The following is a 20188-nucleotide window of genomic DNA, read 5'->3' on the forward strand; positions in this document are numbered from 1 at the left end:
AAATGGCCCGTCTCCAACAAGTTTATAAAGACAAAGTCGTTGCCGAACTGACCGAAAAATTCGGTTACAAGTCGGTGATGGAAGTGCCGCGCCTGACCAAGATCACCCTGAATATGGGTCTGTCGGAAGCTGTCGCCGACAAGAAGATCATCGAGCACGCAACCGGCGACCTGACGAAGATCGCTGGCCAGAAGCCGGTCGTGACCAAGGCTCGCAAGGCAATCGCAGGTTTCAAGATCCGCGAAGGCTACCCGATCGGCACGATGGTGACCCTGCGTGGCGCCCGCATGTACGAATTCCTGGACCGTTTCATCACCGTGGCCCTGCCGCGCGTGCGTGACTTCCGTGGCGTCAGCGGCAAATCGTTCGATGGTCGCGGCAACTACAACATCGGCGTCAAAGAGCAGATCATCTTCCCGGAAATCGATTACGACAAGATCGATGCGCTGCGTGGCATGAACATCTCGATCACCACGACCGCTAAGACCGACGAAGAAGCCAAAGCGCTGCTCGCCGCATTCAAATTCCCGTTCCGGAACTAAGAACATGGCAAAACTTGCACTGATTAACCGCGAACAGAAGCGTGCAGACCTGGTGGAGAAATTCGCCGCAAAGCGTGCCGCTCTGAAAGCAATCATCGACGACCAGTCGAAGACCGAAGAAGAGCGTTACGAAGCACGCCTGAAGCTGCAGGCCCTGCCGCGTAACTCGGCCCCGACCCGCCAGCGTAACCGCTGCGCCATGACCGGCCGTCCTCGTGGCACTTTCCGTAAATTCGGTCTGGCCCGTATTAAACTCCGCGAATTCGCCATGAAAGGCGAAATCCCGGGTATGACCAAAGCTAGCTGGTAATAGGAGAATAAGCAATGAGTATGAGCGATCCTATCGCCGATATGCTGACCCGTATTCGCAACGCGCAAGGCGTGCAGAAGACCACCGTCGAAATGCCGTCGTCCAAGCTGAAAGTTGCGATTGCCAACGTCCTGAAGGATGAGGGTTACATCGAAGATTACGCCGTGTCCACCGAAGGTGGCAAGGCTGAACTGAAAATCGGTTTGAAATACTACGTCGGCCGTCCGGTTATCGAGCGCATCGAGCGCGTCTCCCGTCCTGGCCTGCGCATCTACAAGGGCAAAGACGAGATCCCTCAGGTCATGAACGGCCTGGGCGTGGCAATCGTCTCGACCCCGAAGGGTGTGATGACCGACCGCAAAGCACGTGCTACCGGTGTCGGTGGCGAAGTGATTTGCTACGTGGCTTAAGGAGTAGACGATGTCTCGAGTAGCTAAGATGCCAATCGCCGTCCCGGCCGGTACCGATGTCGCGATCAACGCGTCGTCGATCACCGTCAAGGGCCCGCTGGGCACCCTGACCCAGCCGCTGAACGGCCTGGTCAAAGTGGAAAACAACAATGGCACGCTGACCTTTGACGTGATCGACGATTCGCGCGAATCGAACGCCATGTCGGGCACCCTGCGTGCACTGGTGAACAACATGGTGACCGGTGTCACCAAAGGTTTCGAAAAGCGCCTGACCCTGGTCGGCGTGGGTTACAAGGCCGCCGTCCAAGGCAACGCCCTGAACCTGTCGCTGGGCTTCTCGCACCCTGTGCTGCACGCGATGCCGGAAGGCGTCACCGCAGCGACCCCGACCCCGACCGAGATCCTGATCAAGGGTATCAACCGTCAACAGGTCGGCCAGGTTGCCGCAGAAGTGCGTGCTTACCGCTCGCCTGAGCCGTACAAAGGCAAGGGTGTCCGTTATGCGGACGAAGTGGTGAAGCTTAAAGAAACCAAGAAGAAATAATCGGAGCTGACGATGGACAAGAAAGAATCGCGTCTGCGTCGCGGACGCCAAACCCGCATCAAGATCGCGCAGTTGGGCGTGAACCGCCTGTCGGTGCACCGCACCAACCTGCACATCTATGCGAACCTGATCAGCCCGGATGCGAAGGTCCTGGTTTCGGCTTCGACGCTGGAAGCAGAAGTGCGCGCCGAGCTGGGCGGCAAGTCGGGTGCGGGCGGCAACGCCGCTGCAGCCGCACTGGTTGGCAAGCGCGTCGCAGAAAAAGCACTGAAAGCAGGGATCACCGAAGTCGCATTCGACCGTTCGGGTTTCCGTTACCACGGCCGTGTGAAGGCGCTGGCAGAAGCCGCGCGCGAAGCTGGTCTGAAGTTCTAAGGAAGAATCGTCATGGCAAAAATGCAAGCGAAAATGGCAAGCGACAAGCCGGATGATGGCATGCGCGAGAAAATGATCGCGATCAACCGCGTGACCAAAGTGGTCAAGGGTGGTCGTATCATGGGTTTTGCAGCGCTGACCGTTGTCGGTGACGGCGATGGCCGCATCGGCATGGGCAAAGGCAAGTCGAAGGAAGTTCCGGTCGGCGTGCAGAAAGCGATGGAAGAAGCCCGCCGCAACCTGATCAAGGTGCCCCTCAAGAACGGCACGCTGCAGCACAGCGTCACCGGCCGCCACGGCGCGTCGTACGTGATGATGTCGCCGGCCAAGCCGGGTACCGGCGTGATCGCAGGCGGCGCAATGCGCGCAATCTTCGAAGTCATGGGCGTGACCGACGTCGTCGCCAAGTCGACCGGTTCGTCGAACCCGTACAACCTGGTTCGCGCGACCCTCGACGGTCTGGCAAAAATGAGCACTCCGGCCGACATCGCTGCCAAGCGCGGCAAGTCGGTGGAAGAGATCCTGGGTTAAGGGGAATAACTATGGCAAACACCATCAAAGTCAAGCTGGTCAAAGGCCTGATCGGTACCCGCCAGGATCACCGCGCCACCGTGCGCGGTCTGGGTCTGCGTCGTGTCAACTCGGTTTCCGAGCTGCAGGACACCCCGGCGATCCGCGGCATGATCAACAAGGTCAACTACCTCGTGAAAATTGTCGACTAAGCTGCGGCTTGGTCAACGGAGAAAATAATGCAACTCAATACCATCCAACCCGCTGAAGGCGCGAAACACGCCAAGCGCCGCGTCGGTCGCGGTATCGGCTCGGGCCTGGGCAAGACCGCCGGCCGCGGTCACAAGGGTCAGAAGTCGCGTTCGGGCGGCTTCCACAAGGTCGGCTTCGAAGGCGGTCAAATGCCGCTGCAGCGCCGTCTGCCGAAGCGTGGCTTCAAGTCGCTGAACGCTACGTTCAAGGCTGAAGTGCGTCTGTCGGACCTGAACAACCTGGCCGTCGCCGACGTCGACGTCCTGGTGCTCAAGCAAGCCGGCGTGCTGCCGGTCGTCGCTCGCGACGTGCGCGTGATCCTGTCGGGCGAAATCACCAAAGCGGTGAACCTGAAAGGCATCAAGGCAACCGCTGGCGCGAAAGCAGCAATCGAAGCAGCTGGCGGCTCGGTCGCCTAAACGCGACCGCTGCCTGATCGGAGCAAAAATTGGCGACTAATTCACAACTTGGTAAAAGTGCTGCATCCGGTTTCCCCTGGGGCCGGTTGTGGTTCTTGCTTGGCGCATTGGTCGTGTACCGTATCGGAGCTCATATCCCGGTCCCCGGGATTGACCCGATCGCCATGGCCCAGCTGTTCAAGCAGAACGAGGGCGGCATTCTCGGCATGTTCAACATGTTCTCGGGCGGTGCCTTGTCTCGTTTTGCCGTGTTCGCACTTGGCATCACGCCGTACATTTCGGCTTCGATCATCATGCAGCTGGTGTCGATCGTCTCGCCGCAGATGGAGGCACTGAAGAAAGAGGGCGAGGCCGGCCGCCGCAAGATCACCCAGTACACCCGTTACTTCACGGTCGTGCTGGCTCTGTTCCAGGCGTTCGGTATCGCCGTCGCGCTCGAGGCGCAGCAAGGCCTCGTGATCGATCCGGGCATGGGCTTCCGCCTCGTGACCGTCGTGACCCTGCTGACCGGCACCATGTTCCTCATGTGGCTGGGCGAGCAGATCACCGAGCGCGGTCTTGGCAACGGTATCTCGATCATCATTTTTGCCGGTATCGCAGCAGGTCTGCCGGGCGCACTGAGTGGCTTGTTCACCCTGGTGTCGAACGGTTCGATCGGTAGCTTCTCCGCGATCATCATCGTGATTCTGGTAGCCCTGGTGACTTACGCTGTCGTGTTCGTCGAACGCGGCCAGCGCAAGATCCTGGTGAATTACGCGAAACGCCAGGTCGGTAACAAGATCTATGGTGGCCAAACCAGCCACCTGCCGCTGAAGCTGAACATGGCTGGGGTGATCCCGCCGATCTTCGCTTCGTCGATCATCCTGTTCCCGGCCACGATCGTCGACTGGTTCACGCGCGGCAAAGATGTCAACAGCCCCGTCGTCGGGTTCCTGAAAGACCTCGCTGCCTCGCTGAGCCCGGGCGAACCGATCCACGCGTTGCTGTATGCGGTGGCCATCGTGTTCTTCTGCTTCTTCTACACGGCGCTGGTATTCAACAGCAAGGAAACGGCGGACAACTTGAAGAAGAGCGGCGCGTTTGTACCGGGCATCCGTCCGGGCGAGCAGACCGCACGCTACATCGACAAGATCCTGATGCGCCTGACCCTGGCCGGTGCGGTCTATATCACGCTGGTGTGCCTGGTGCCGGAGTTCTTCCAGAGCCAGTGGAAAGTACCTTTCTACTTTGGCGGAACCTCGCTCCTGATCATCGTGGTCGTCACGATGGATTTCATGGCGCAGGTGCAGAACTACGTCATGTCGCAGCAATATGAATCGCTGCTGCGCAAGGCTAATTTCAAGGGCGGTATCCCGTCGCGTTGAGCGGCCGGCGCCCCCAGGAGTGAATAGACCGAATGGCAAAAGACGACGTCATCCAAATGCAAGGGGAGATTCTGGAGAACCTCCCGAACGCGACCTTTCGCGTGAAGCTGGAAAACGGGCACGTGGTGCTTGGACATATCTCGGGTAAAATGCGGATGAATTACATCCGCATTCTTCCGGGTGACAAGGTAACGGTGGAGCTGACCCCTTACGACTTGTCCCGGGCCCGCATCGTGTTCCGCACCAAGTAAAACTAATCAAGTTATCGAATCTGGAAGAGAGTGCAAAATGAAAGTTAACGCTTCAGTCAAGCGGATCTGCCGCAACTGCAAGATCATCAAGCGCAAGGGCGTGGTCCGTGTGATCTGCGTCGAGCCGCGTCACAAGCAGCGTCAAGGTTAATACGAGGAATATCGAATGGCACGTATTGCAGGGGTCAACGTCCCCAATCACCAGCACACCGTCATCGGCCTGACGGCGATCTATGGTATCGGCCGTACCCGCTCGAAGCAGATCTGCGAATCGACCGGCGTTGCGACCAACAAGAAGGTCAAGGACCTGGACGACAACGAGCTGGAAAAGCTGCGTGATGCAGTCGGCAAGTTCGTAGTCGAGGGCGACCTGCGCCGTGAGCTGTCCATGAGCATCAAGCGTCTGATGGACCTGGGCTGCTACCGCGGCATGCGTCACCGCAAAGGCCTGCCGGTCCGCGGTCAACGCACCCGTACCAATGCACGTACCCGCAAGGGCCCGCGCAAAGCAGCTCAATCGCTCAAGAAATAATCTAGGAACTGACCATGGCTAAGCAACAAAGCTCGGCGGCTGCAGCCCGCATCCGCAAGAAAGTCAAGAAGAACGTCGCCGAAGGCATCGCACACGTCCACGCATCGTTCAACAACACCATCATCACGATCACCGATCGTCAGGGCAATGCCCTGTCGTGGGCGACGTCCGGCGGCGCAGGCTTCAAGGGTTCGCGTAAATCGACCCCGTTCGCGGCTCAGGTCGCAGCCGAAGCAGCTGGCAAGGTTGCTCAGGAATACGGCGTGAAGAACCTGGAAGTCCGCATCAAGGGTCCGGGCCCGGGCCGTGAGTCGGCTGTGCGCGCGCTGAACAACCTGGGTATCAAGATCACCGAGATCCAGGACGTGACGCCGGTTCCGCACAACGGCTGCCGTCCGCCGAAGCGTCGTCGTATCTAATGTTGCCCGGGCGGTTCGCCGCCCGTCGCAGCATTGATGCGCTACACGCCGTGGTGTAAAGAATCGCCGGTGCAGTTAACCCAGAAATGGGTTATACTGCCCGGCTATTGTCGCCTCGGGCCGTCCTGGCCATGAGGTTTTTGTAAGCCACGTCCGGTCTCATCGAAGAACTGGACTAGCGCCTGTTGTGGAAGAAGTACTGAACTTCGGCCGCATCCGGGGCGTGATCATTCAAACAAAGGAAGTTTAACGTGGCACGTTATATCGGACCTAAAGCAAAACTGTCGCGCCGTGAAGGCACCGACCTGTTCCTGAAGAGCGCACGCCGCTCGCTCGATTCGAAGTGCAAACTGGACGTCAAGCCGGGCCAGCACGGCGTCAAGTCGGGCCAGCGTACGTCGGACTACGGCAACCAGCTGCGCGAAAAGCAGAAGGTCAAGCGTATCTACGGCGTGCTGGAGCGTCAGTTCCGCCGCTACTTCGCCGAAGCGTCGCGCCGCAAGGGCAACACCGGTGAGACCCTGCTGAAGCTGCTGGAATCGCGTCTGGACAACGTCGTCTACCGCATGGGCTTCGGCTCGACCCGCGCCGAAGCACGTCAGCTGGTCAGCCACAAGGCCCTGACCGTGAACGGCAACGTCGTGAACATCGCTTCGTACCAGGTCAAGACCGGCGACGTCGTCGCCGTCCGCGAAAAGGCCAAGAAGCAGACCCGTATCCTCGAAGCCCTGTCGCTGGCCGAGCAGGTTGGCTTCCCGAGCTGGGTGTCGGTCGACGCCAAGAAAATGGAAGCGACCTTCCGTTCGTATCCGGAGCGTAACGAGATCGCTGCCGACGTCAACGAAGCGCTGATCGTCGAACTGTACTCGCGTTAATCGACTTTGGCGCGGTCATCCCGCGCCGAAGTCGTCCCCGCGAAAGCGGGGATCCATACTGAGCTGGCGAAAGCCCGCTGTGTATGGGTTCCCGCTTCCGCGGGAACGACGGAACATCCGTTTCCGTCTGCACCGAATTCGCTTTACCGCCTGCTCCCAGAAGCAGGCGTTTCTACTACTGATGCCATCAGCCTTATCGGTGTAACGAGCCGAGGGTATTGAAGAGGACACTCATGCAAAATAGTTTGTTGAAGCCACGTATTATCGATGTCGAAACGCTCGGCGCCGGCCACGCGAAAGTCGTGATGGAACCGTTCGAACGTGGTTATGGCCACACGCTGGGTAACGCGCTGCGCCGCGTGCTGCTGTCGTCGATGATCGGCTACGCGCCGACCGAAGTGACGATCGCCGGCGTCGTGCACGAGTACTCGTCGCTGGATGGTGTGCAGGAAGACGTCGTTGACCTGCTGCTGAACCTGAAAGGCGTCGTGTTCAAGGTGCACAACCGCGACTCCGTGACGCTGACCCTGAAGAAGGAAGGCGAAGGCCCGGTCCTGGCTTCGGACATCGACCTGCCGCATGACGTGGAACTGATCAACCCGGAACACGTGATCGCCCATCTGACCGCCGGCGGCAAGCTGGACATGCAGATCAAGGTCGAAAAAGGCCGCGGCTATGTGCCGGGTAACGTGCGCCGCCTGTCGGAAGACACGAACAAGACCATCGGCCGCATCATCCTGGATGCATCGTTCTCGCCGGTCCGCCGCGTGTCGTACGCCGTGGAATCGGCCCGTGTCGAACAGCGTACCGACCTCGACAAGCTGATCATCAACATCGAGACCAACGGCGTCATCACGCCGGAAGAAGCGATCCGCCAGTCGGCCCGCGTCCTCGTCGACCAGCTGAACGTGTTCGCCGCCCTGGAAGGCACGGAAGCCGCCGCGGAAGCACCGTCGCGTGCGCCGCTGGTCGATCCGATCCTGCTGCGTCCGGTGGACGACCTGGAACTGACCGTCCGTTCGGCAAACTGCCTGAAGGCCGAGAACATCTATTACATCGGCGACCTGATCCAGCGTTCGGAAAACGAACTGCTGAAGACGCCGAACCTGGGCCGCAAGTCGCTGAACGAGATCAAGGAAGTCCTGGCTTCCCGTGGTCTGACCCTGGGCATGAAGCTCGAGAACTGGCCGCCCGCAGGTCTGGAAAAGTAATTTGCAGCACCCGCCCGGGGCAGGTGTCCCGGGCGTTCAACGCCAACCGGCCCGCGTCGCGCATAAGCGGCGATCGAAGAGCTCGGATTTAAACTTAACTCGAAAGGAAATACCATGCGTCACCGTCACGGCCTTCGCAAGCTGAACCGTACCTCGTCCCACCGCCTCGCCATGCTGCGCAACATGACCGTTTCGCTGCTGCGTCACGAAGCGATCAAGACCACCCTGCCGAAAGCCAAGGAACTGCGCAAAGTCGTCGAGCCGATCATCACCCTGGGCAAGAGCGACACCCTGGCCAACAAGCGCCTGGCATTCGCCCGCCTGCGTGACCGCGAAATCGTCCAGAAGCTGTTCGCCGAAATCGGCCCGCGCTACAACGCGCGTCCGGGCGGCTACATCCGCATCCTGAAGATGGGCTTCCGCGTTGGCGACAACGCCCCGATGGCCTTCGTCGAGCTGGTCGATCGTCCGGAAGTCACCTCGGCTGACGACGCGCCGACCGCCGAGTAATCGCGGTTCAAGCAACATGAAAAACCAGGCTCCGGCCTGGTTTTTTTTCGTCTGCAGCGCACTAAACGCACCCGGTGTACCATGCTGATGCGTTGAACCAATATTCCGACCATGTCCCGATCTTTTTCCCTGTCGATAACGCGACTGCTGGCCGCATGGCTGCTGGCCTGCCTCGCCTTCGTCTCGCCCGCCCACGCCGACGACGACTTCCTGCCGCCTGAGCAGGCATTCAAGTTCTCCGCGCAGATGGCGGACGCACACACGATCGTCGTCAATTACGCAATCGCGGACGGCTACTACATGTACCGCGAGCGCTTCCATTTCGCGGCAAGCGGCGCGAAGCTCGGCGAGGCCGTCATCCCGCCCGGCAAGATCAAGTACGACGACACGTTCCAGAAGAACGTCGAGACCTATCACAACGGGGTCGAGATCCGCATCCCGGTCGAAGCCGCCGGACCGTTCACGCTGACCGCCACCGGCCAGGGCTGCGCCGACAAGGGCCTGTGCTATCCGCCGCAGGATGCGTCGGTCCAGCTCACGCCCGGTGCCGGCGGCAGCGCGCCGCAGATGAGCGTTGCGCCGGGGCAGGGCGGCGGGTTCAACTTCCCGGGACAACCCGCGCCACAGGTCGATACGCCGCCCGCGCCCGCGTCCGCACCCGCACCCGCACTCGCACTCGCACAGGCGCCCGTCGCGCCCGTGACACCGGCGGCGCCGTCCGAACTCTCCGGCATCGCCTCGCTGCTGCAGGGTGGCCGCCTGCTGGCGATCGTCCCCGCGTTCATCCTGCTGGGCCTGGGCCTCGCGTTCACGCCGTGCGTGCTGCCGATGGTGCCGATCCTGTCGTCGATCATCGTGGGTGAAGGAAAACAGGTGCACCGCACGCGCGGCTTCGTGCTGTCGCTCGCGTACTCGTTCGGGATGGCGATCGTCTACACGTCGCTGGGCGTGGCGGCCGGCCTGCTCGGCGAAGGACTGGCGGCCGCGCTGCAGAATCCCTGGGTGCTGGGCGGCTTCGCGCTGCTGATCGTCGTGATGGCGTTGTCGATGTTCGACGTCTACCAGTTGCAGGTCCCCGCCGCGTTGCAGACCCGGCTGTCCAGCGCCTCCGGCCGCCAGTCGTCCGGCAAGCTGGCCGGCGTGTTCGTGATGGGGGCGATCTCCGCACTGATCGTCGGCCCGTGCGTGGCCGCGCCGCTCGCGGGTGCGCTCGTGTACATCAGCCAGACGCGCGACGTCGTCATCGGCGGCGCCGCCCTGTTCGCGATGGCGGTCGGGATGAGCATTCCACTGCTGCTCGTAGGCGTCTCCGCGGGCTCCCTGCTGCCGCGCGCGGGCCTGTGGATGGAATCCGTGAAGCGCTTCTTTGGCGTCCTGATGCTGGCGATGGCCTTGTGGATGGCCGCGCCCGTATTGCCGGGCATCGTGCAGATGGTCCTGTGGGCCGCGCTGCTGCTGGGCTATGGTTTCTACCTGCTGCGCGGCCTGCGCGGGCATTGGGCCGGTCTCGCCCTGGGCGCCGCCAGCGTCGTGCTGGGCGCGACGCAGCTCGTCGGCGTGGCCAGCGGTGCGCGCGACCCGCTCGCGCCGCTGGCCCGCTTCACGGGCGGCGCGCCGGCGCAGCCGCTCGCGTTCACGCGCATCAAGACCGTCGGCCAGCTCGACGCCGCGCTGGCCGCCACCGGTGGCCGCACCGCGATGCTGGATTTTTACGCCGACTGGTGCGTGTCGTGTAAGGAGATGGAAAAGCTGACCTTCGTCGATCCGGCCGTCAAGGCGCGGCTGGCAAATACCGTGCTGCTGCAGGTAAACGTGACGGCCAACGATGCGGATGACCGGGCGATGCTCAAGCGCTTTGGGCTGTTCGGGCCGCCGGGCATCATCCTGTTCGACAAGCAGGGGAAAGAGATTCCCGATAGCCGGGTGATCGGCTACCAGGATGCGAACAAGTTCCTGGGTTCGCTGGGCAAGCTGCAGTAATCCTCACGCTGTACAAAACAACGTCGCCCCTGCGACGGCAGGGCCCCAAGTTCGTGGCCAAGCCGAGGAACTTGGGCTCCCGCCTGCGCGGGAGCGACGGTGGATATTCAACCTTGCGCGGTATGGCCGCGCTGCTGCCAGCCGCGATGCCCGCCGTGGCCGTGGCCGAAGCGCGCCGCCTTCTCGTCGAACGTCTTCTTCTGGTCCGCGCTCAGGACCGAGTAGAAGGTGCTCAGCGACGCCTGGCGTTGCTCGAGGGCGGCCGTACGCAGCTTTTGCCGCTCGATCATCTTCGCCATGCGTTCCGGTGCCGTCAGGTTGGCCCAGGCGGCGCGGTCGTGCGGCTGGCGTGCAGGCGGCTGCATCGACGTCACGAACGCATTCCAGGCGTTTTCCTGGGCCGGCGTGATCTTCAGCTGGTCGTGCAGCTTCGCGATCCGCTTGGCGCGGAATTGCGCGCGCTGTTCCGGCGTCAGCTTCTGGTGCTGCATGCCGTGGCGGGCCTGCGGTGCGGCCTGGTCCGTCGTCTGTGCATGGGCGCCCAGTGCGGCAGCGCCGAGGGTCAGCGCAGACAGGGCGGCGAGGAGGTGTTTGCGATAGGTTTTCATCTCAGGTTTCCTAGTGGGGTTAAAGTTGGCAAACCGCCAAACGTTGTCTTCATGCTCCGATCTGCGTGCATCGCGTCGTCTTCGCACGGTTCCCATCATGGGCCGAAGATGTAAGCGCAGCGTTTCCCGTCTCTCGTTCTTTGTATCAATTTGTTTCCCTGGAAGATCCATATACAAGCCGATACAAAGTGACTGTTCAGGGTTCGAACAACTCGCGATAATGGCGTTATGGACAATCCATCTACCATCCTGATCGTCGACGACGACCGCGATATCCGCTCGCTGCTGGCCGATTACCTGGAAGCGAACGGCTACCGCGCGCTTGCCGCGGCCGACGGCACCGCCATGTGGAAACTCCTGGACGAGTCGCGTCCGGACCTGATCGTGCTCGACCTGAACCTGCCGGGCGACGACGGGCTCACGCTGTGCCGCAAGCTGCGCGCGCATTCGACCATGCCCGTCATCATGCTCACTGCCCGCAGCGAGCCGCTGGACCGCATCCTCGGCCTCGAAATGGGCGCGGACGACTACCTGCCGAAGCCGTTCGAGCCGCGCGAACTGCTGGCGCGCATCCGCAGCGTGCTGCGCCGCAGCCACGCGATGCCGCCGACCTCGCAGGCCGAGAACGTGCAGCAGATGAAATTCTCGGGCTGGACGCTCGACCTCACCGCGCGCCACCTCGTCAATCCGCAGGGCGTCATCATCATGCTGTCGGGCGCCGAGTTCCGCCTGCTGCGCGTCTTCCTGGAGCACCCGAACCGCGTGCTGAACCGCGACCAGCTGCTGAACCTCACGCAGGGCCGCGACGCCGATCCGTTCGACCGCTCGATCGACATCCAGATCAGCCGCCTGCGCCAGAAGCTGGGCGAGGATGCGCGCATGCCCCAGATCATCAAGACCGTCCGCAACGGCGGCTACGTGCTGGCCGGCCAGGTCACGGTGGAGCCGAGCGCGTGAGAGCTTTCCTCGGCTCGATGACGGGCCGCGTGTTTGCTACCCTGCTGCTGGGCATCCTGCTCACGGCCGCGCTGACCCAGCTGCTGGCCGACGCCGAGCGCGCGCGCGTCATCGACGAGTTCCGCGACCTGCACAACCTCGACCGGGCCGAACAGCTCATCATGGCCACCGAGATCGTCCCCGAGTCCGCGCGCAAGGCCTACCTCGACGTGGCCAACCGTCCCGGCATGCAGCTCGCCGACGTCGACACCCATCCGGCGGCGCTTGCCCCGACCAACTCCGAATTCACCCAGGCGCTCGCCGCCCGCATGGGCAAAGGGTATCTGATGCGGTCGCTGGCCGCGCGTCCCGTCGCGTGCTCGACGGCGCGCGAACAGCCCGTCGTGTTCGGCCTGCTGCGCATGAAGTGGCGCGGTACGTGCGAGAGCATCGCCGTGCGCCTGCGCGACGGCGACGACCTCGTGCTGTCCGTGCTGCCGCCGCGCTCGGCCACGTCGCCGCAGCGCACCGACTACACGTGGACGATCTCGATCTTCCTCGTCAGCGTCGCTTTCCTCGCCTACCTCGTGGCGCGCATGACGACGCGTCCGCTGAAGCAGCTGGCGCAGGCCGCGAAAGATCTCGGCAACGACATCAACCACCCGCCGCTCGACCTCACGGGCGCCGACGAGATCCGCCAGGCGAGCGCCGCCTTCAACGCGATGCAGGCGCGCATCCGCCAGTACATCTTCCAGCGCACGCAGATGCTGGCCGCCATCACGCACGACCTGCAGACGCCGCTCACGCGCATGCGCCTGCGCCTGGAAAAGGTCAACGAACCGGAATTGCAGGAGCGCCTGATCGGCGACCTGTCCGCGATGCAGGCGATGGTGCGCGAAGGCCTCGATCTGGCGCGCAGCATGGACACGAACGAAGCCATGCAGATGCTGGACCTCGACTCGCTGCTGGACTCCGTCGTCGCCGACGCGGCCGAGAGCTGCCAGCGCGTGACCTTGACGGGGCACGCCGGCATGGCGCTGCTGGGCCGGCCGATGGACCTGCGCCGCTGCCTGGTGAACCTGATCGACAACGCCGTCAAGTACGGCCACGCGGCCAGGGTCAGCGTCGACCGCATCAACGGCGCGGCGCGCATCCGCATCCGCGACGCCGGCCCCGGCATTCCGGGCGCCGAGCTGGCGCGCGTGTTCGACCCGTTCTACCGGGTGGAGACGTCGCGCTCGCGCGAATCGGGCGGCACGGGCCTCGGGCTCACCATCGCCCGCAACATCGCCGAGCAGCACGGCGGCAGCATCAACCTCGCCAATCATCCGGAAGGCGGGCTCGAAGCGACCCTGATGTTGCCGGAATTTTATCCCGGCAAATAAGCACGCTGAAAAATCGCACGGGCAGAAACATTACTGTTACACCCGTGTGGGACAATCTCCGCCGGAGCCCCGGTCTTGCGGCCGGCGTCACCCTCATCGCATAAATACACAAAGAGAAAGACCGCGGACAGGCGGCACAGGGAGTGGAATGAAGACCAAGAATATCGCGATTGTCGCCGGCATCGTCGTTGCCGTCGGCGCCGCCACGTGGGCCATGAAGGACGGGTCCGAATCGCATGCCGACGGGGCCGCCGCCCCGGGCGGCAAGGGTAACGGGGCGCAGCCGCCGGCCGTCGTCAACGTCGTGGCGCCGCAACGCCAGGACGTGGCCGTCGTGCAGCAGGCCAACGGCACCGTGACGCCGATCCGCACCGTCGACCTGCACCCGCAGACGACCGCCACCATCCGGCAAGTCCACATCAAGGAAGGCCAGTTCGTCAAACAGGGCGAGCTGATGTTCTCGCTCGACGACCGCGAAGACCGCGCCAACCTCGACAAGGCCCAGGCCCAGGTCGCACGCGACCGCGCATCGCTGGCCGACCTCGAGCGCCAGCTCAAGCGCAGCCAGGACTTGTTCGCGCAGCACTTCATCGCCCAGAGCGCCGTCGACACGCTGCGCGCCCAGGTCGACCAGGCCCGCGCCACCCTGCAGGCCGACGCCGCCGCCGCGCGCGCGAGCGGCGTCACGACCAGCTACACCGCGATCCGCGCGCCGATGTCCGGCCGCGTGGGCGGCATCAACGTCTATCCGGGCAGCCTCGTGCAGCCGGCGACGTCGCTCACGACGATCACCCAGCTCGACCCGATCACCGTCGCGTTCACGTTGCCGGAATCCAGCCTGCCGTCGCTGCTGGCGGCGCAGAAGCGCGGCAAGGTCGAGGTCGAGGCGTTGCCGGGCGCCGACCTGGCGCCGGTGAAGGGCCTGCTGAGCTTCGTCGACAACACGGTCGACCCGCAAGCCGGCACGATCAAGGTGAAGGCCGAGTTCGACAACCGCGAGACCACGCTGTGGCCCGGCCAGTACGTGAACACGAAGGTCATCGTGCAGACGCTGAAGGATGCCGTCGTGATCCCGCAGAACGCCATCATCACCAATGCCCAGGGCACGTTCGTCTACGTGCTCGAGAAGGACCACTCGGCCCGCCTCGTGCCGGTGCGCCGCGTGTACGGCGCGGGCGTGGATGCGGCCGTCAGCGGTCTCGCCGGCAGCGAGCAGGTCATTACCGACGGCAAGCAGAACGTGCGCCCGGGCGCCAAGGTCCGCCTGGCGTCCGACATGGGCAAAGGCAAGGGCAAAGACGTCCACGTCGCCGACAAGGGCTGAACACGATGAACCTGTCCGAACTGTGCATCCGCCGGCCCGTGATGGTCGTGCTGCTGTCGATCAGCCTGATCCTCGTGGGCATCCTGGCGTATTCGCACATCCCCGTCGCGGCGCTGCCCAGCTATAACACGCCCGTCATCAACGTCAACGCCAACCTGGACGGCGCCAGCCCCGAGACGATGGCCTCGTCCGTCGCGCTGCCGCTCGAAAAGCAGTTCTCGACCATCGCCGGCATCAACCTGATCACGTCGACGAGCACGCAGGGCAGCACGTCGCTCACGCTGGAATTCGACCCGTCGATCGACGTCAACGCGGCCGCGGTCGACGTCCAGGCCGCACTCCTTGCAGCCCAGCGCCAGCTGCCGCAGGAAATGACGACGCTGCCGTCGTACCGCAAGGTCAATCCGGCCGATGCGCCCGTGCTGTTCATGACGATGACGTCGCCGTCGATGAACTTGTCCGAGCTGAACGATTACGCGGAAAACCTCGTGTCGCCCGCGATCTCGACGTTGCCGGGCGTGGCGCAGGTGTCCGTCAACGGCGGCAAGCGCTTCGCCGTGCGCGTGCGCGCGAAGACCGACCTCATGAATGCCCGCAACCTCACGATGGACGAGCTGGCGACGGCGCTGCGCTCGGCCAACTCGAATTCGGCGCTGGGCATCCTCGACGGTCCGCAGCAGACCCTGACCATCCAGGGGCCCGCCCAGATGATGAAGGCGGCCGACTTCGAAAACCTGATCGTCGCCACGCGCGACGGCCTGCCGGTGCGCCTGCGCGACGTGGCCACCGTCGAGGACAGCTACCAGTCCACCCGGGCCTTCGGCGCCTACAACGGCGAGCGCGCCATCGTGCTGCTGGTGCAGCGCCAGCCGAACGCGAACACGGTCGAAGTGGTCGACGGCGTGCGCCGCCTGCTGCCGCGCTTCCAGTCGCAGCTGCCCGCTTCCATCAAGATCAATCTCGTCAACGACCGTTCCCGATCGATCCGCGAGGCGATCCATGACGTGAACTTCACGCTGGCGCTGACGGTGGGCCTCGTCGTGCTCGTGATCTTCCTGTTCCTGCACCGCGCGTCGGCCACGTTCATCCCCGCGATCACGATGCCGATCTCGCTGCTGGGCGCGCTGGCGCTGCTGTTCTGGCTCGGCTACAGCCTCGACAACATTTCTCTGCTGGGCATCACGCTGGCCGTCGGCCTGGTCGTCGACGATGCGATCGTCGTGCTGGAAAACATCGTGCGCCACATCGAGATGGGCAAGAAGCCGCTGCGCGCCGCGCTCGACGGCTCGCGCGAGATGGGTTTTACCATTGTCTCGATTTCGGTGTCGCTGATTGCCGTGTTCATTCCGATCTTCTTCATGCCGGGCGTGATCGGTTTGCTGTTCCACGAATTCGCCGTCATCGTCGGCCTCGCGATCCTCGTGTCGGCCGCCGTGTCGCTGACCCTCGTGCCAATGCTGGCGTCGCGCCTGCTCCCGGCACATGGCCACGACCACACGGAAGAGAAAAGCTTCATCGGCCGTCATTTCGAGCGCGGCTTCACGGCGCTGCGCAACGCCTACGAGAAGACGCTCGACGTGGCGCTGAAGCACCGCTTCATCGTATTGATCGTCGCGTTCGGCACGTTCGCGCTGACCGTCGTGCTGTACACGACCATCCCGAAAGGCTTCTTCCCCGAGGAAGACATCGGCCAGCTGCGCGTGACGACCGAAGCGGCCGAGGACATTTCGTCGTCGGCGCTCGTCGTGCTGCAGACGAAGGTGGCGGAAGTGATCCAGGCCGATCCGGCCGTGCAGGACGTCACCTCGTTCACCGGCGGCGGCAACAATGGCCGCATGTTCATCGTGCTGAAACCGCGCACCCAGCGCGACAAGATGCCGCAAGTCGTCGACCGCCTGCGCAAGTCGCTGCGCGGGATTGCCGGCGTCAATGTCTACATGGCGCCCGTGCAGAACCTGCAGCTGGGCGGCCGCCCGAGCAAGAGCCGCTACCAGTACACGCTGCAGAGCGTGTCCGGCGCCGACATCGGCCAGTGGGCCAACCAGTACATGGAGCGCATGCGCAACAACCCGCTGTTCCGCGACGTGACGAGCGATACGCAGGACAAGGGCTTGCAGGCCAAGCTCGACATCGACCGCGACAAGGCGAACCTGCTGGGCGTGCAGGTGGGCGACATCCGCACGGCGCTGTACGCGGCGTTCGGCGAGCGCCAGGTGTCGACGATTTATTCCAGCGCGGCCAGCTATTACGTGATCCTGGAAACGGCCAACGAGGACCGCCAGTTCGAGGACGCGCTGTCGCGCCTGTCGGTGCGCAGCAAGACGGGCCAGCTGGTGCAGCTCTCCAGCGTGGCGACGGTGAAACGCACGGTCGGCCCCATCGCCGTCAACCACCAGGGACAGCTGCAGGCGATCACGCTGTCGTTCAACCTCGCGCCGGACGCGCCGCTGGGCGACGCCACGGCCGCCATCGAGCAGATGGGCCGCGACATGAAGCTGCCCGCGTCGATTATCACGAAATACGGCGGCGACGCGGCCGTGTTCCAGGATTCCCAGTCGAGCCAACTGATCCTGATCGTCGCCGCGGTCGGCGTCATCTACGTGCTGCTGGGCGTGCTGTACGAGAGTTTCATTCACCCGATCACGATCCTGGCCGGCCTGCCGTCCGCCGCGGTGGGCGCGCTGCTCACGCTGCGCCTGTTCAACCTGGACCTGACGATGATCGCCATCATCGGCATCCTGATGCTGATCGGCATCGTGAAAAAGAACGCGATCATGATGATCGACTTCGCCCTCGACGCCCAGCGCAACCGGGGCATGGCGCCGGAGCAGGCGATCCGCCAGGCGTGCATCCTGCGTTTCCGCCCGATCATGATGACGACGCTGGCCGCGCTGATGGGCGCGCTGCCGATCGCCCTGGGCCTCGGTGCCGGCGCCGAGCTGCGCCAGCCGCTGGGTCTCGCGGTGTGCGGCGGCCTGATCTTCTCGCAGGTCATCACGCTGTACATCACCCCGGTGATTTATTTGTACCTCGACAAGTACAGCGGCAGCGGTCCGATGACGGATACGCAACTCGCGGACGCGGAGCAGGGGCGGAAGCCGGTATTGACGAAGGTCGCTTAACCGTCGCCCCTGCGAAGGCGGGGGGCAAATTTTGCTTCCGTAGCCGTTCAAACTCGGGTCCCGCCAAGGCGGACGGCCAGTCCGGGAACGACGGGGATAAGTAATTCCGAAGGGCAAGGTTGATACACACTGTAACAACCATTAAGCTACCCAGCTTGTACTCTCATTACAGATCCTTAACAGCGCGTGCGCGGCTAATCCAAACGGGTTAGACTGCGCCTCGTCAATATCATTTATTTGTCCTCCAACCGGAGGCGTTCATTATCTTGCGTGACCATTCCCATATCCCGCTGGAAGACAGCGATGTCTGCGCACATTGCGGCCAGCCGCTGCCCGGACGGAAAGTGGTCATCTACGGGCAGAAGGGCCCGAACCGGACCGGCATCGCGATCACGATCGGGCTGCACCTGCTGCTCGTGGCCGTCTGGCTGTTCCAGCCGAAAATCGAAAAGCACGCGCCGCCGAAAGCCGGCGAAGCCGTCGTCTGGCTGCCGCCGCTGAAGCAGAACAAGCCGGCCGCCAAGCCGGCCGAGCAGGCACCGAAGCACACCGCCAAGGCAGCGGCCGCGCCGAAGTTCACGCCGCCGCGCATCACGATGCCGCGCCTGCCGAACACGATTACCGTGCCGGAGATCAAAACGGTGGAGGAAAAGCCGCAGCCGCCGAAGGAAGAGACGAAGGCGCCGCCGCAGGAAGTCGACATGCAGGCCTATATCGAGGCCCAGCGCAAGCGCCGCGGCGCCCCGGCGCAGACGGACCAGGCCGAGGAAAGCGAAGCCGCGCGCGGCACGCGCAACGCGCTCGCGAACATCGCCGCCATCAACGGCCGCGGCGGCCAGGATCCGAACGAGACGGGCGGCGTGTTCAGCATCTCCAACAAGACGTTCAGCCGGGCCGACCTGAAATTCCGCGGCTGGAACCCGAACTTCAAGCGCCGCTGGCTGACGGCCGTGACGGTCGAGCGCGGCAGCGACCCGGACATCGAGACGGCCATCGTCAAGAAGATGATCGAGCTGATTCGCAAGGAAAAGACCGGCGACTTCGAGTGGGATTCGCACCGCCTGAACCGCGTCGTCACGCTGTCGGCCCGGCCGCAGGATACGCAGGAACTGATGGCCTTCCTGTACAAGGAAATGTTCCCGGAATACAAACCGCCGCGCTGATCGCGTCGTGGGAAACCGAGAGGCTTCTTCGATTTCCCATTGCTACACCAGCTCCTACGGACGGCCCGCCGCTATCGAAATGTCACACATGAACGATGTGTAACGTTTCAGACGTGTTTTATGCCGCGGCCTTCAGGCGCCGCGCCACATCCATCGCGAAATAGGTGAGCACGCCATCCGCGCCGGCACGCTTGAACGACATCATGGTCTCCATGATGACCTTGTCCGGATCGAGCCAGCCGTTCTGGAACGCGGCCTGCAGCATCGCGTACTCGCCGCTGACCTGGTAGGCGAAGGTCGGCACCTTGAATTCGTCCTTCACGCGGCGCACGACGTCCAGGTAGGGCATGCCCGGCTTGACCATGACCATGTCCGCGCCTTCCGCGATGTCCAGCGCCACTTCGCGCAGGGCTTCGTCGCTGTTGGCCGGGTCCATCTGGTACGTGTTCTTGTCGGCCTTGCCCAGGTTGGCGGCCGAACCGACGGCTTCGCGGAACGGGCCGTAGTAGCCCGACGCGTACTTGGCCGAGTAGGCCATGATGCGCGTGTGGATCAGTTCCTTCTCTTCCAGCGCCACGCGGATCGCGCCGATGCGGCCGTCCATCATGTCCGACGGGGCGACGACGTCGACGCCGGCCTCGGCCTGGGCCAGCGCCTGGCGCGTCAGCATCGCGATCGTCTTTTCGTTGACGATGTAGCCGTTTTCGTCCGGCAGGCCGTCCTGGCCATGGGTCGTGTACGGGTCGAGGGCGACGTCCGTCATGATGCCCAGCTGCGGGAAGTGGCGCTTCAGCTCGCGTACGGCGCGCGGGACGAGGCCGTCCGGGTTCGTCGCTTCCACGCCGTCATAGGTCTTCAGCGACGCCTCGATGACGGGGAACAGCGCGAGCACGGGAATGCCCAGCGCGACCGCTTCCTCGGCCACCTTCAGCAGCAGGTCGACCGACAGCCGCTCCACGCCCGGCATCGACGCGACCTGCTGGCGCTGGTTCTGGCCGTCGAGGATGAACACGGGATAGATCAGGTCGGAGGCGGTGACGACGTTTTCGCGCATCAGGGCGCGCGAGAACGGGTCGCGGCGCATGCGGCGCATGCGCACGGCGGGGTATTGCGAAGGTGTGATGATCGGCATGGCGGTTCCTGCGA

At 63.5% G+C, this 20188-nt stretch carries 24 protein-coding genes; 22 read left to right on the top strand and 2 right to left on the bottom strand.

Annotation, left to right across the window (positions count from 1 at the left end; all coding sequences use genetic code 11):
* Positions 1–2 precede the first annotated feature (2 nt).
* The 17 genes from rplE (at position 3) to dsbD (ending at position 10504) form a co-directional block, all read left to right on the top strand.
* Entirely contained in the window at positions 3–542 is a 540-nt protein-coding gene (gene rplE, locus ASD28_RS08990) for a 50S ribosomal protein L5 (RefSeq protein ID WP_036240349.1), read from the top strand.
* A 4-nt stretch (positions 543–546) separates the two neighbouring features.
* Complete coding sequence (gene rpsN / locus ASD28_RS08995; protein WP_056126496.1) at positions 547–852, top strand: 30S ribosomal protein S14; 306 nt, start codon at positions 547–549, stop codon at positions 850–852.
* A gap of 14 nt (positions 853–866) precedes the next feature.
* Positions 867–1262, top strand: a complete 396-nt coding sequence (rpsH, locus tag ASD28_RS09000; protein WP_036240352.1) for a 30S ribosomal protein S8 — start codon at positions 867–869, stop codon at positions 1260–1262.
* Positions 1263–1272: 10 nt separating this feature from the next.
* Positions 1273–1806, top strand: a complete 534-nt coding sequence (rplF, locus tag ASD28_RS09005; protein ID WP_056126497.1) for a 50S ribosomal protein L6 — start codon at positions 1273–1275, stop codon at positions 1804–1806.
* 12 nt (positions 1807–1818) lie between these two features.
* A complete protein-coding gene (gene rplR / locus ASD28_RS09010; RefSeq protein WP_036240357.1) occupies positions 1819–2181 on the top strand; it encodes a 50S ribosomal protein L18 in 363 nt (120 codons plus the stop codon).
* A gap of 12 nt (positions 2182–2193) precedes the next feature.
* Positions 2194–2712 (top strand): 30S ribosomal protein S5, encoded by a 519-nt coding sequence (rpsE, locus tag ASD28_RS09015; protein ID WP_036240359.1) that lies wholly within the window; start codon positions 2194–2196, stop codon positions 2710–2712.
* An 11-nt stretch (positions 2713–2723) separates the two neighbouring features.
* Positions 2724–2903, top strand: coding sequence for a 50S ribosomal protein L30 (gene rpmD / locus ASD28_RS09020; protein WP_036240361.1), 180 nt, complete (start codon positions 2724–2726; stop codon positions 2901–2903).
* A gap of 27 nt (positions 2904–2930) precedes the next feature.
* Positions 2931–3362 (top strand): 50S ribosomal protein L15, encoded by a 432-nt coding sequence (rplO, locus tag ASD28_RS09025; protein WP_036240364.1) that lies wholly within the window; start codon positions 2931–2933, stop codon positions 3360–3362.
* A gap of 29 nt (positions 3363–3391) precedes the next feature.
* On the top strand, positions 3392–4726 hold the full coding sequence (secY, locus tag ASD28_RS09030; RefSeq protein ID WP_056126499.1) for a preprotein translocase subunit SecY: 1335 nt from the start codon (positions 3392–3394) through the stop codon (positions 4724–4726).
* Between the two features lie 32 nt (positions 4727–4758).
* The gene (infA, locus tag ASD28_RS09035; RefSeq protein ID WP_005663428.1) at positions 4759–4977 is read left to right on the top strand and encodes a translation initiation factor IF-1; all 219 of its coding nucleotides are present in this window, start codon (positions 4759–4761) and stop codon (positions 4975–4977) included.
* Between the two features lie 37 nt (positions 4978–5014).
* Complete coding sequence (gene rpmJ, locus ASD28_RS30950) at positions 5015–5128, top strand: 50S ribosomal protein L36 (protein ID WP_005663407.1); 114 nt, start codon at positions 5015–5017, stop codon at positions 5126–5128.
* 15 nt (positions 5129–5143) lie between these two features.
* Positions 5144–5509: a 30S ribosomal protein S13 gene (rpsM, locus tag ASD28_RS09040; protein WP_036240369.1), complete on the top strand. Its 366-nt coding sequence runs from the start codon at positions 5144–5146 to the stop codon at positions 5507–5509.
* Positions 5510–5523: 14 nt separating this feature from the next.
* Positions 5524–5928 (top strand): 30S ribosomal protein S11, encoded by a 405-nt coding sequence (gene rpsK, locus ASD28_RS09045; RefSeq protein ID WP_036172227.1) that lies wholly within the window; start codon positions 5524–5526, stop codon positions 5926–5928.
* Between the two features lie 251 nt (positions 5929–6179).
* Complete coding sequence (gene rpsD / locus ASD28_RS09050) at positions 6180–6803, top strand: 30S ribosomal protein S4 (RefSeq protein ID WP_056126502.1); 624 nt, start codon at positions 6180–6182, stop codon at positions 6801–6803.
* Positions 6804–7036: 233 nt separating this feature from the next.
* Positions 7037–8014, top strand: coding sequence for a DNA-directed RNA polymerase subunit alpha (locus tag ASD28_RS09055; RefSeq protein ID WP_036240374.1), 978 nt, complete (start codon positions 7037–7039; stop codon positions 8012–8014).
* Between the two features lie 114 nt (positions 8015–8128).
* Positions 8129–8524 carry a 50S ribosomal protein L17 gene (rplQ, locus tag ASD28_RS09060; RefSeq protein ID WP_056126504.1) on the top strand — a complete coding sequence of 132 codons (396 nt, stop codon included), beginning with the start codon at positions 8129–8131 and terminating at the stop codon, positions 8522–8524.
* A gap of 111 nt (positions 8525–8635) precedes the next feature.
* Positions 8636–10504 carry a protein-disulfide reductase DsbD gene (gene dsbD / locus ASD28_RS09065; protein ID WP_056126506.1) on the top strand — a complete coding sequence of 623 codons (1869 nt, stop codon included), beginning with the start codon at positions 8636–8638 and terminating at the stop codon, positions 10502–10504.
* Between the two features lie 107 nt (positions 10505–10611).
* Here the strand turns inward: dsbD and ASD28_RS09070 are convergent, their stop codons facing one another.
* Complete coding sequence (locus ASD28_RS09070) at positions 10612–11112, bottom strand: Spy/CpxP family protein refolding chaperone (protein ID WP_056126508.1); 501 nt, start codon at positions 11110–11112, stop codon at positions 10612–10614.
* A gap of 228 nt (positions 11113–11340) precedes the next feature.
* On the opposite strand from ASD28_RS09070, the gene ASD28_RS09075 reads away from it, so the two are divergent.
* The 5 genes from ASD28_RS09075 to ASD28_RS09095 all read left to right on the top strand — a co-directional run bounded on the left by ASD28_RS09075 (position 11341) and on the right by ASD28_RS09095 (position 19042).
* Positions 11341–12069: a response regulator gene (locus ASD28_RS09075; protein ID WP_056126509.1), complete on the top strand. Its 729-nt coding sequence runs from the start codon at positions 11341–11343 to the stop codon at positions 12067–12069.
* Positions 12066–13433 carry an ATP-binding protein gene (locus ASD28_RS09080; protein WP_056126511.1) on the top strand — a complete coding sequence of 456 codons (1368 nt, stop codon included), beginning with the start codon at positions 12066–12068 and terminating at the stop codon, positions 13431–13433. The genes ASD28_RS09075 and ASD28_RS09080 overlap by 4 nt, the downstream gene beginning before the upstream one ends.
* 148 nt (positions 13434–13581) lie before the next feature.
* Positions 13582–14757, top strand: coding sequence for an efflux RND transporter periplasmic adaptor subunit (locus ASD28_RS09085; protein ID WP_056126514.1), 1176 nt, complete (start codon positions 13582–13584; stop codon positions 14755–14757).
* Positions 14758–14762: 5 nt separating this feature from the next.
* Positions 14763–17879, top strand: coding sequence for an efflux RND transporter permease subunit (locus ASD28_RS09090; protein ID WP_056126516.1), 3117 nt, complete (start codon positions 14763–14765; stop codon positions 17877–17879).
* 266 nt (positions 17880–18145) lie between these two features.
* A complete protein-coding gene (locus ASD28_RS09095; RefSeq protein ID WP_056126518.1) occupies positions 18146–19042 on the top strand; it encodes a cell envelope integrity protein TolA in 897 nt (298 codons plus the stop codon).
* A 118-nt stretch (positions 19043–19160) separates the two neighbouring features.
* On the opposite strand, the gene hemB is transcribed toward ASD28_RS09095, so the two are convergent.
* The gene (gene hemB / locus ASD28_RS09100) at positions 19161–20174 is read right to left on the bottom strand and encodes a porphobilinogen synthase (RefSeq protein ID WP_056126520.1); all 1014 of its coding nucleotides are present in this window, start codon (positions 20172–20174) and stop codon (positions 19161–19163) included.
* Positions 20175–20188 lie beyond the last annotated feature (14 nt).

It is taken from the genome of Massilia sp. Root133 (genome assembly GCF_001426525.1).
Classification (GTDB): domain Bacteria; phylum Pseudomonadota; class Gammaproteobacteria; order Burkholderiales; family Burkholderiaceae_D; genus Telluria; species Telluria orientalis.

What these genes read in the sequence shown, in the direction of transcription:
- infA (WP_005663428.1), top strand. Translation starts at nt 4,759, where the DNA reads ATGGCAAAAGACGACGTCATCCAAATGCAAGGGGAGATTCTGGAGAAC.
- rpmD (WP_036240361.1), top strand. Translation starts at nt 2,724, where the DNA reads ATGGCAAACACCATCAAAGTCAAGCTGGTCAAAGGCCTGATCGGTACC.
- rplO (WP_036240364.1), top strand. Translation starts at nt 2,931, where the DNA reads ATGCAACTCAATACCATCCAACCCGCTGAAGGCGCGAAACACGCCAAG.
- rpmJ (WP_005663407.1), top strand. Translation starts at nt 5,015, where the DNA reads ATGAAAGTTAACGCTTCAGTCAAGCGGATCTGCCGCAACTGCAAGATC.
- rpsN (WP_056126496.1), top strand. Translation starts at nt 547, where the DNA reads ATGGCAAAACTTGCACTGATTAACCGCGAACAGAAGCGTGCAGACCTG.
- dsbD (WP_056126506.1), top strand. Translation starts at nt 8,636, where the DNA reads ATGTCCCGATCTTTTTCCCTGTCGATAACGCGACTGCTGGCCGCATGG.
- ASD28_RS09085 (WP_056126514.1), top strand. Translation starts at nt 13,582, where the DNA reads ATGAAGACCAAGAATATCGCGATTGTCGCCGGCATCGTCGTTGCCGTC.
- hemB (WP_056126520.1), bottom strand. Translation starts at nt 20,174, where the DNA reads ATGCCGATCATCACACCTTCGCAATACCCCGCCGTGCGCATGCGCCGC.
- rplR (WP_036240357.1), top strand. Translation starts at nt 1,819, where the DNA reads ATGGACAAGAAAGAATCGCGTCTGCGTCGCGGACGCCAAACCCGCATC.
- rpsK (WP_036172227.1), top strand. Translation starts at nt 5,524, where the DNA reads ATGGCTAAGCAACAAAGCTCGGCGGCTGCAGCCCGCATCCGCAAGAAA.
- ASD28_RS09075 (WP_056126509.1), top strand. Translation starts at nt 11,341, where the DNA reads ATGGACAATCCATCTACCATCCTGATCGTCGACGACGACCGCGATATC.
- rpsH (WP_036240352.1), top strand. Translation starts at nt 867, where the DNA reads ATGAGTATGAGCGATCCTATCGCCGATATGCTGACCCGTATTCGCAAC.
- ASD28_RS09090 (WP_056126516.1), top strand. Translation starts at nt 14,763, where the DNA reads ATGAACCTGTCCGAACTGTGCATCCGCCGGCCCGTGATGGTCGTGCTG.
- rplE (WP_036240349.1), top strand. Translation starts at nt 3, where the DNA reads ATGGCCCGTCTCCAACAAGTTTATAAAGACAAAGTCGTTGCCGAACTG.
- rplQ (WP_056126504.1), top strand. Translation starts at nt 8,129, where the DNA reads ATGCGTCACCGTCACGGCCTTCGCAAGCTGAACCGTACCTCGTCCCAC.
- rplF (WP_056126497.1), top strand. Translation starts at nt 1,273, where the DNA reads ATGTCTCGAGTAGCTAAGATGCCAATCGCCGTCCCGGCCGGTACCGAT.
- ASD28_RS09055 (WP_036240374.1), top strand. Translation starts at nt 7,037, where the DNA reads ATGCAAAATAGTTTGTTGAAGCCACGTATTATCGATGTCGAAACGCTC.
- rpsM (WP_036240369.1), top strand. Translation starts at nt 5,144, where the DNA reads ATGGCACGTATTGCAGGGGTCAACGTCCCCAATCACCAGCACACCGTC.
- rpsE (WP_036240359.1), top strand. Translation starts at nt 2,194, where the DNA reads ATGGCAAAAATGCAAGCGAAAATGGCAAGCGACAAGCCGGATGATGGC.
- ASD28_RS09070 (WP_056126508.1), bottom strand. Translation starts at nt 11,112, where the DNA reads ATGAAAACCTATCGCAAACACCTCCTCGCCGCCCTGTCTGCGCTGACC.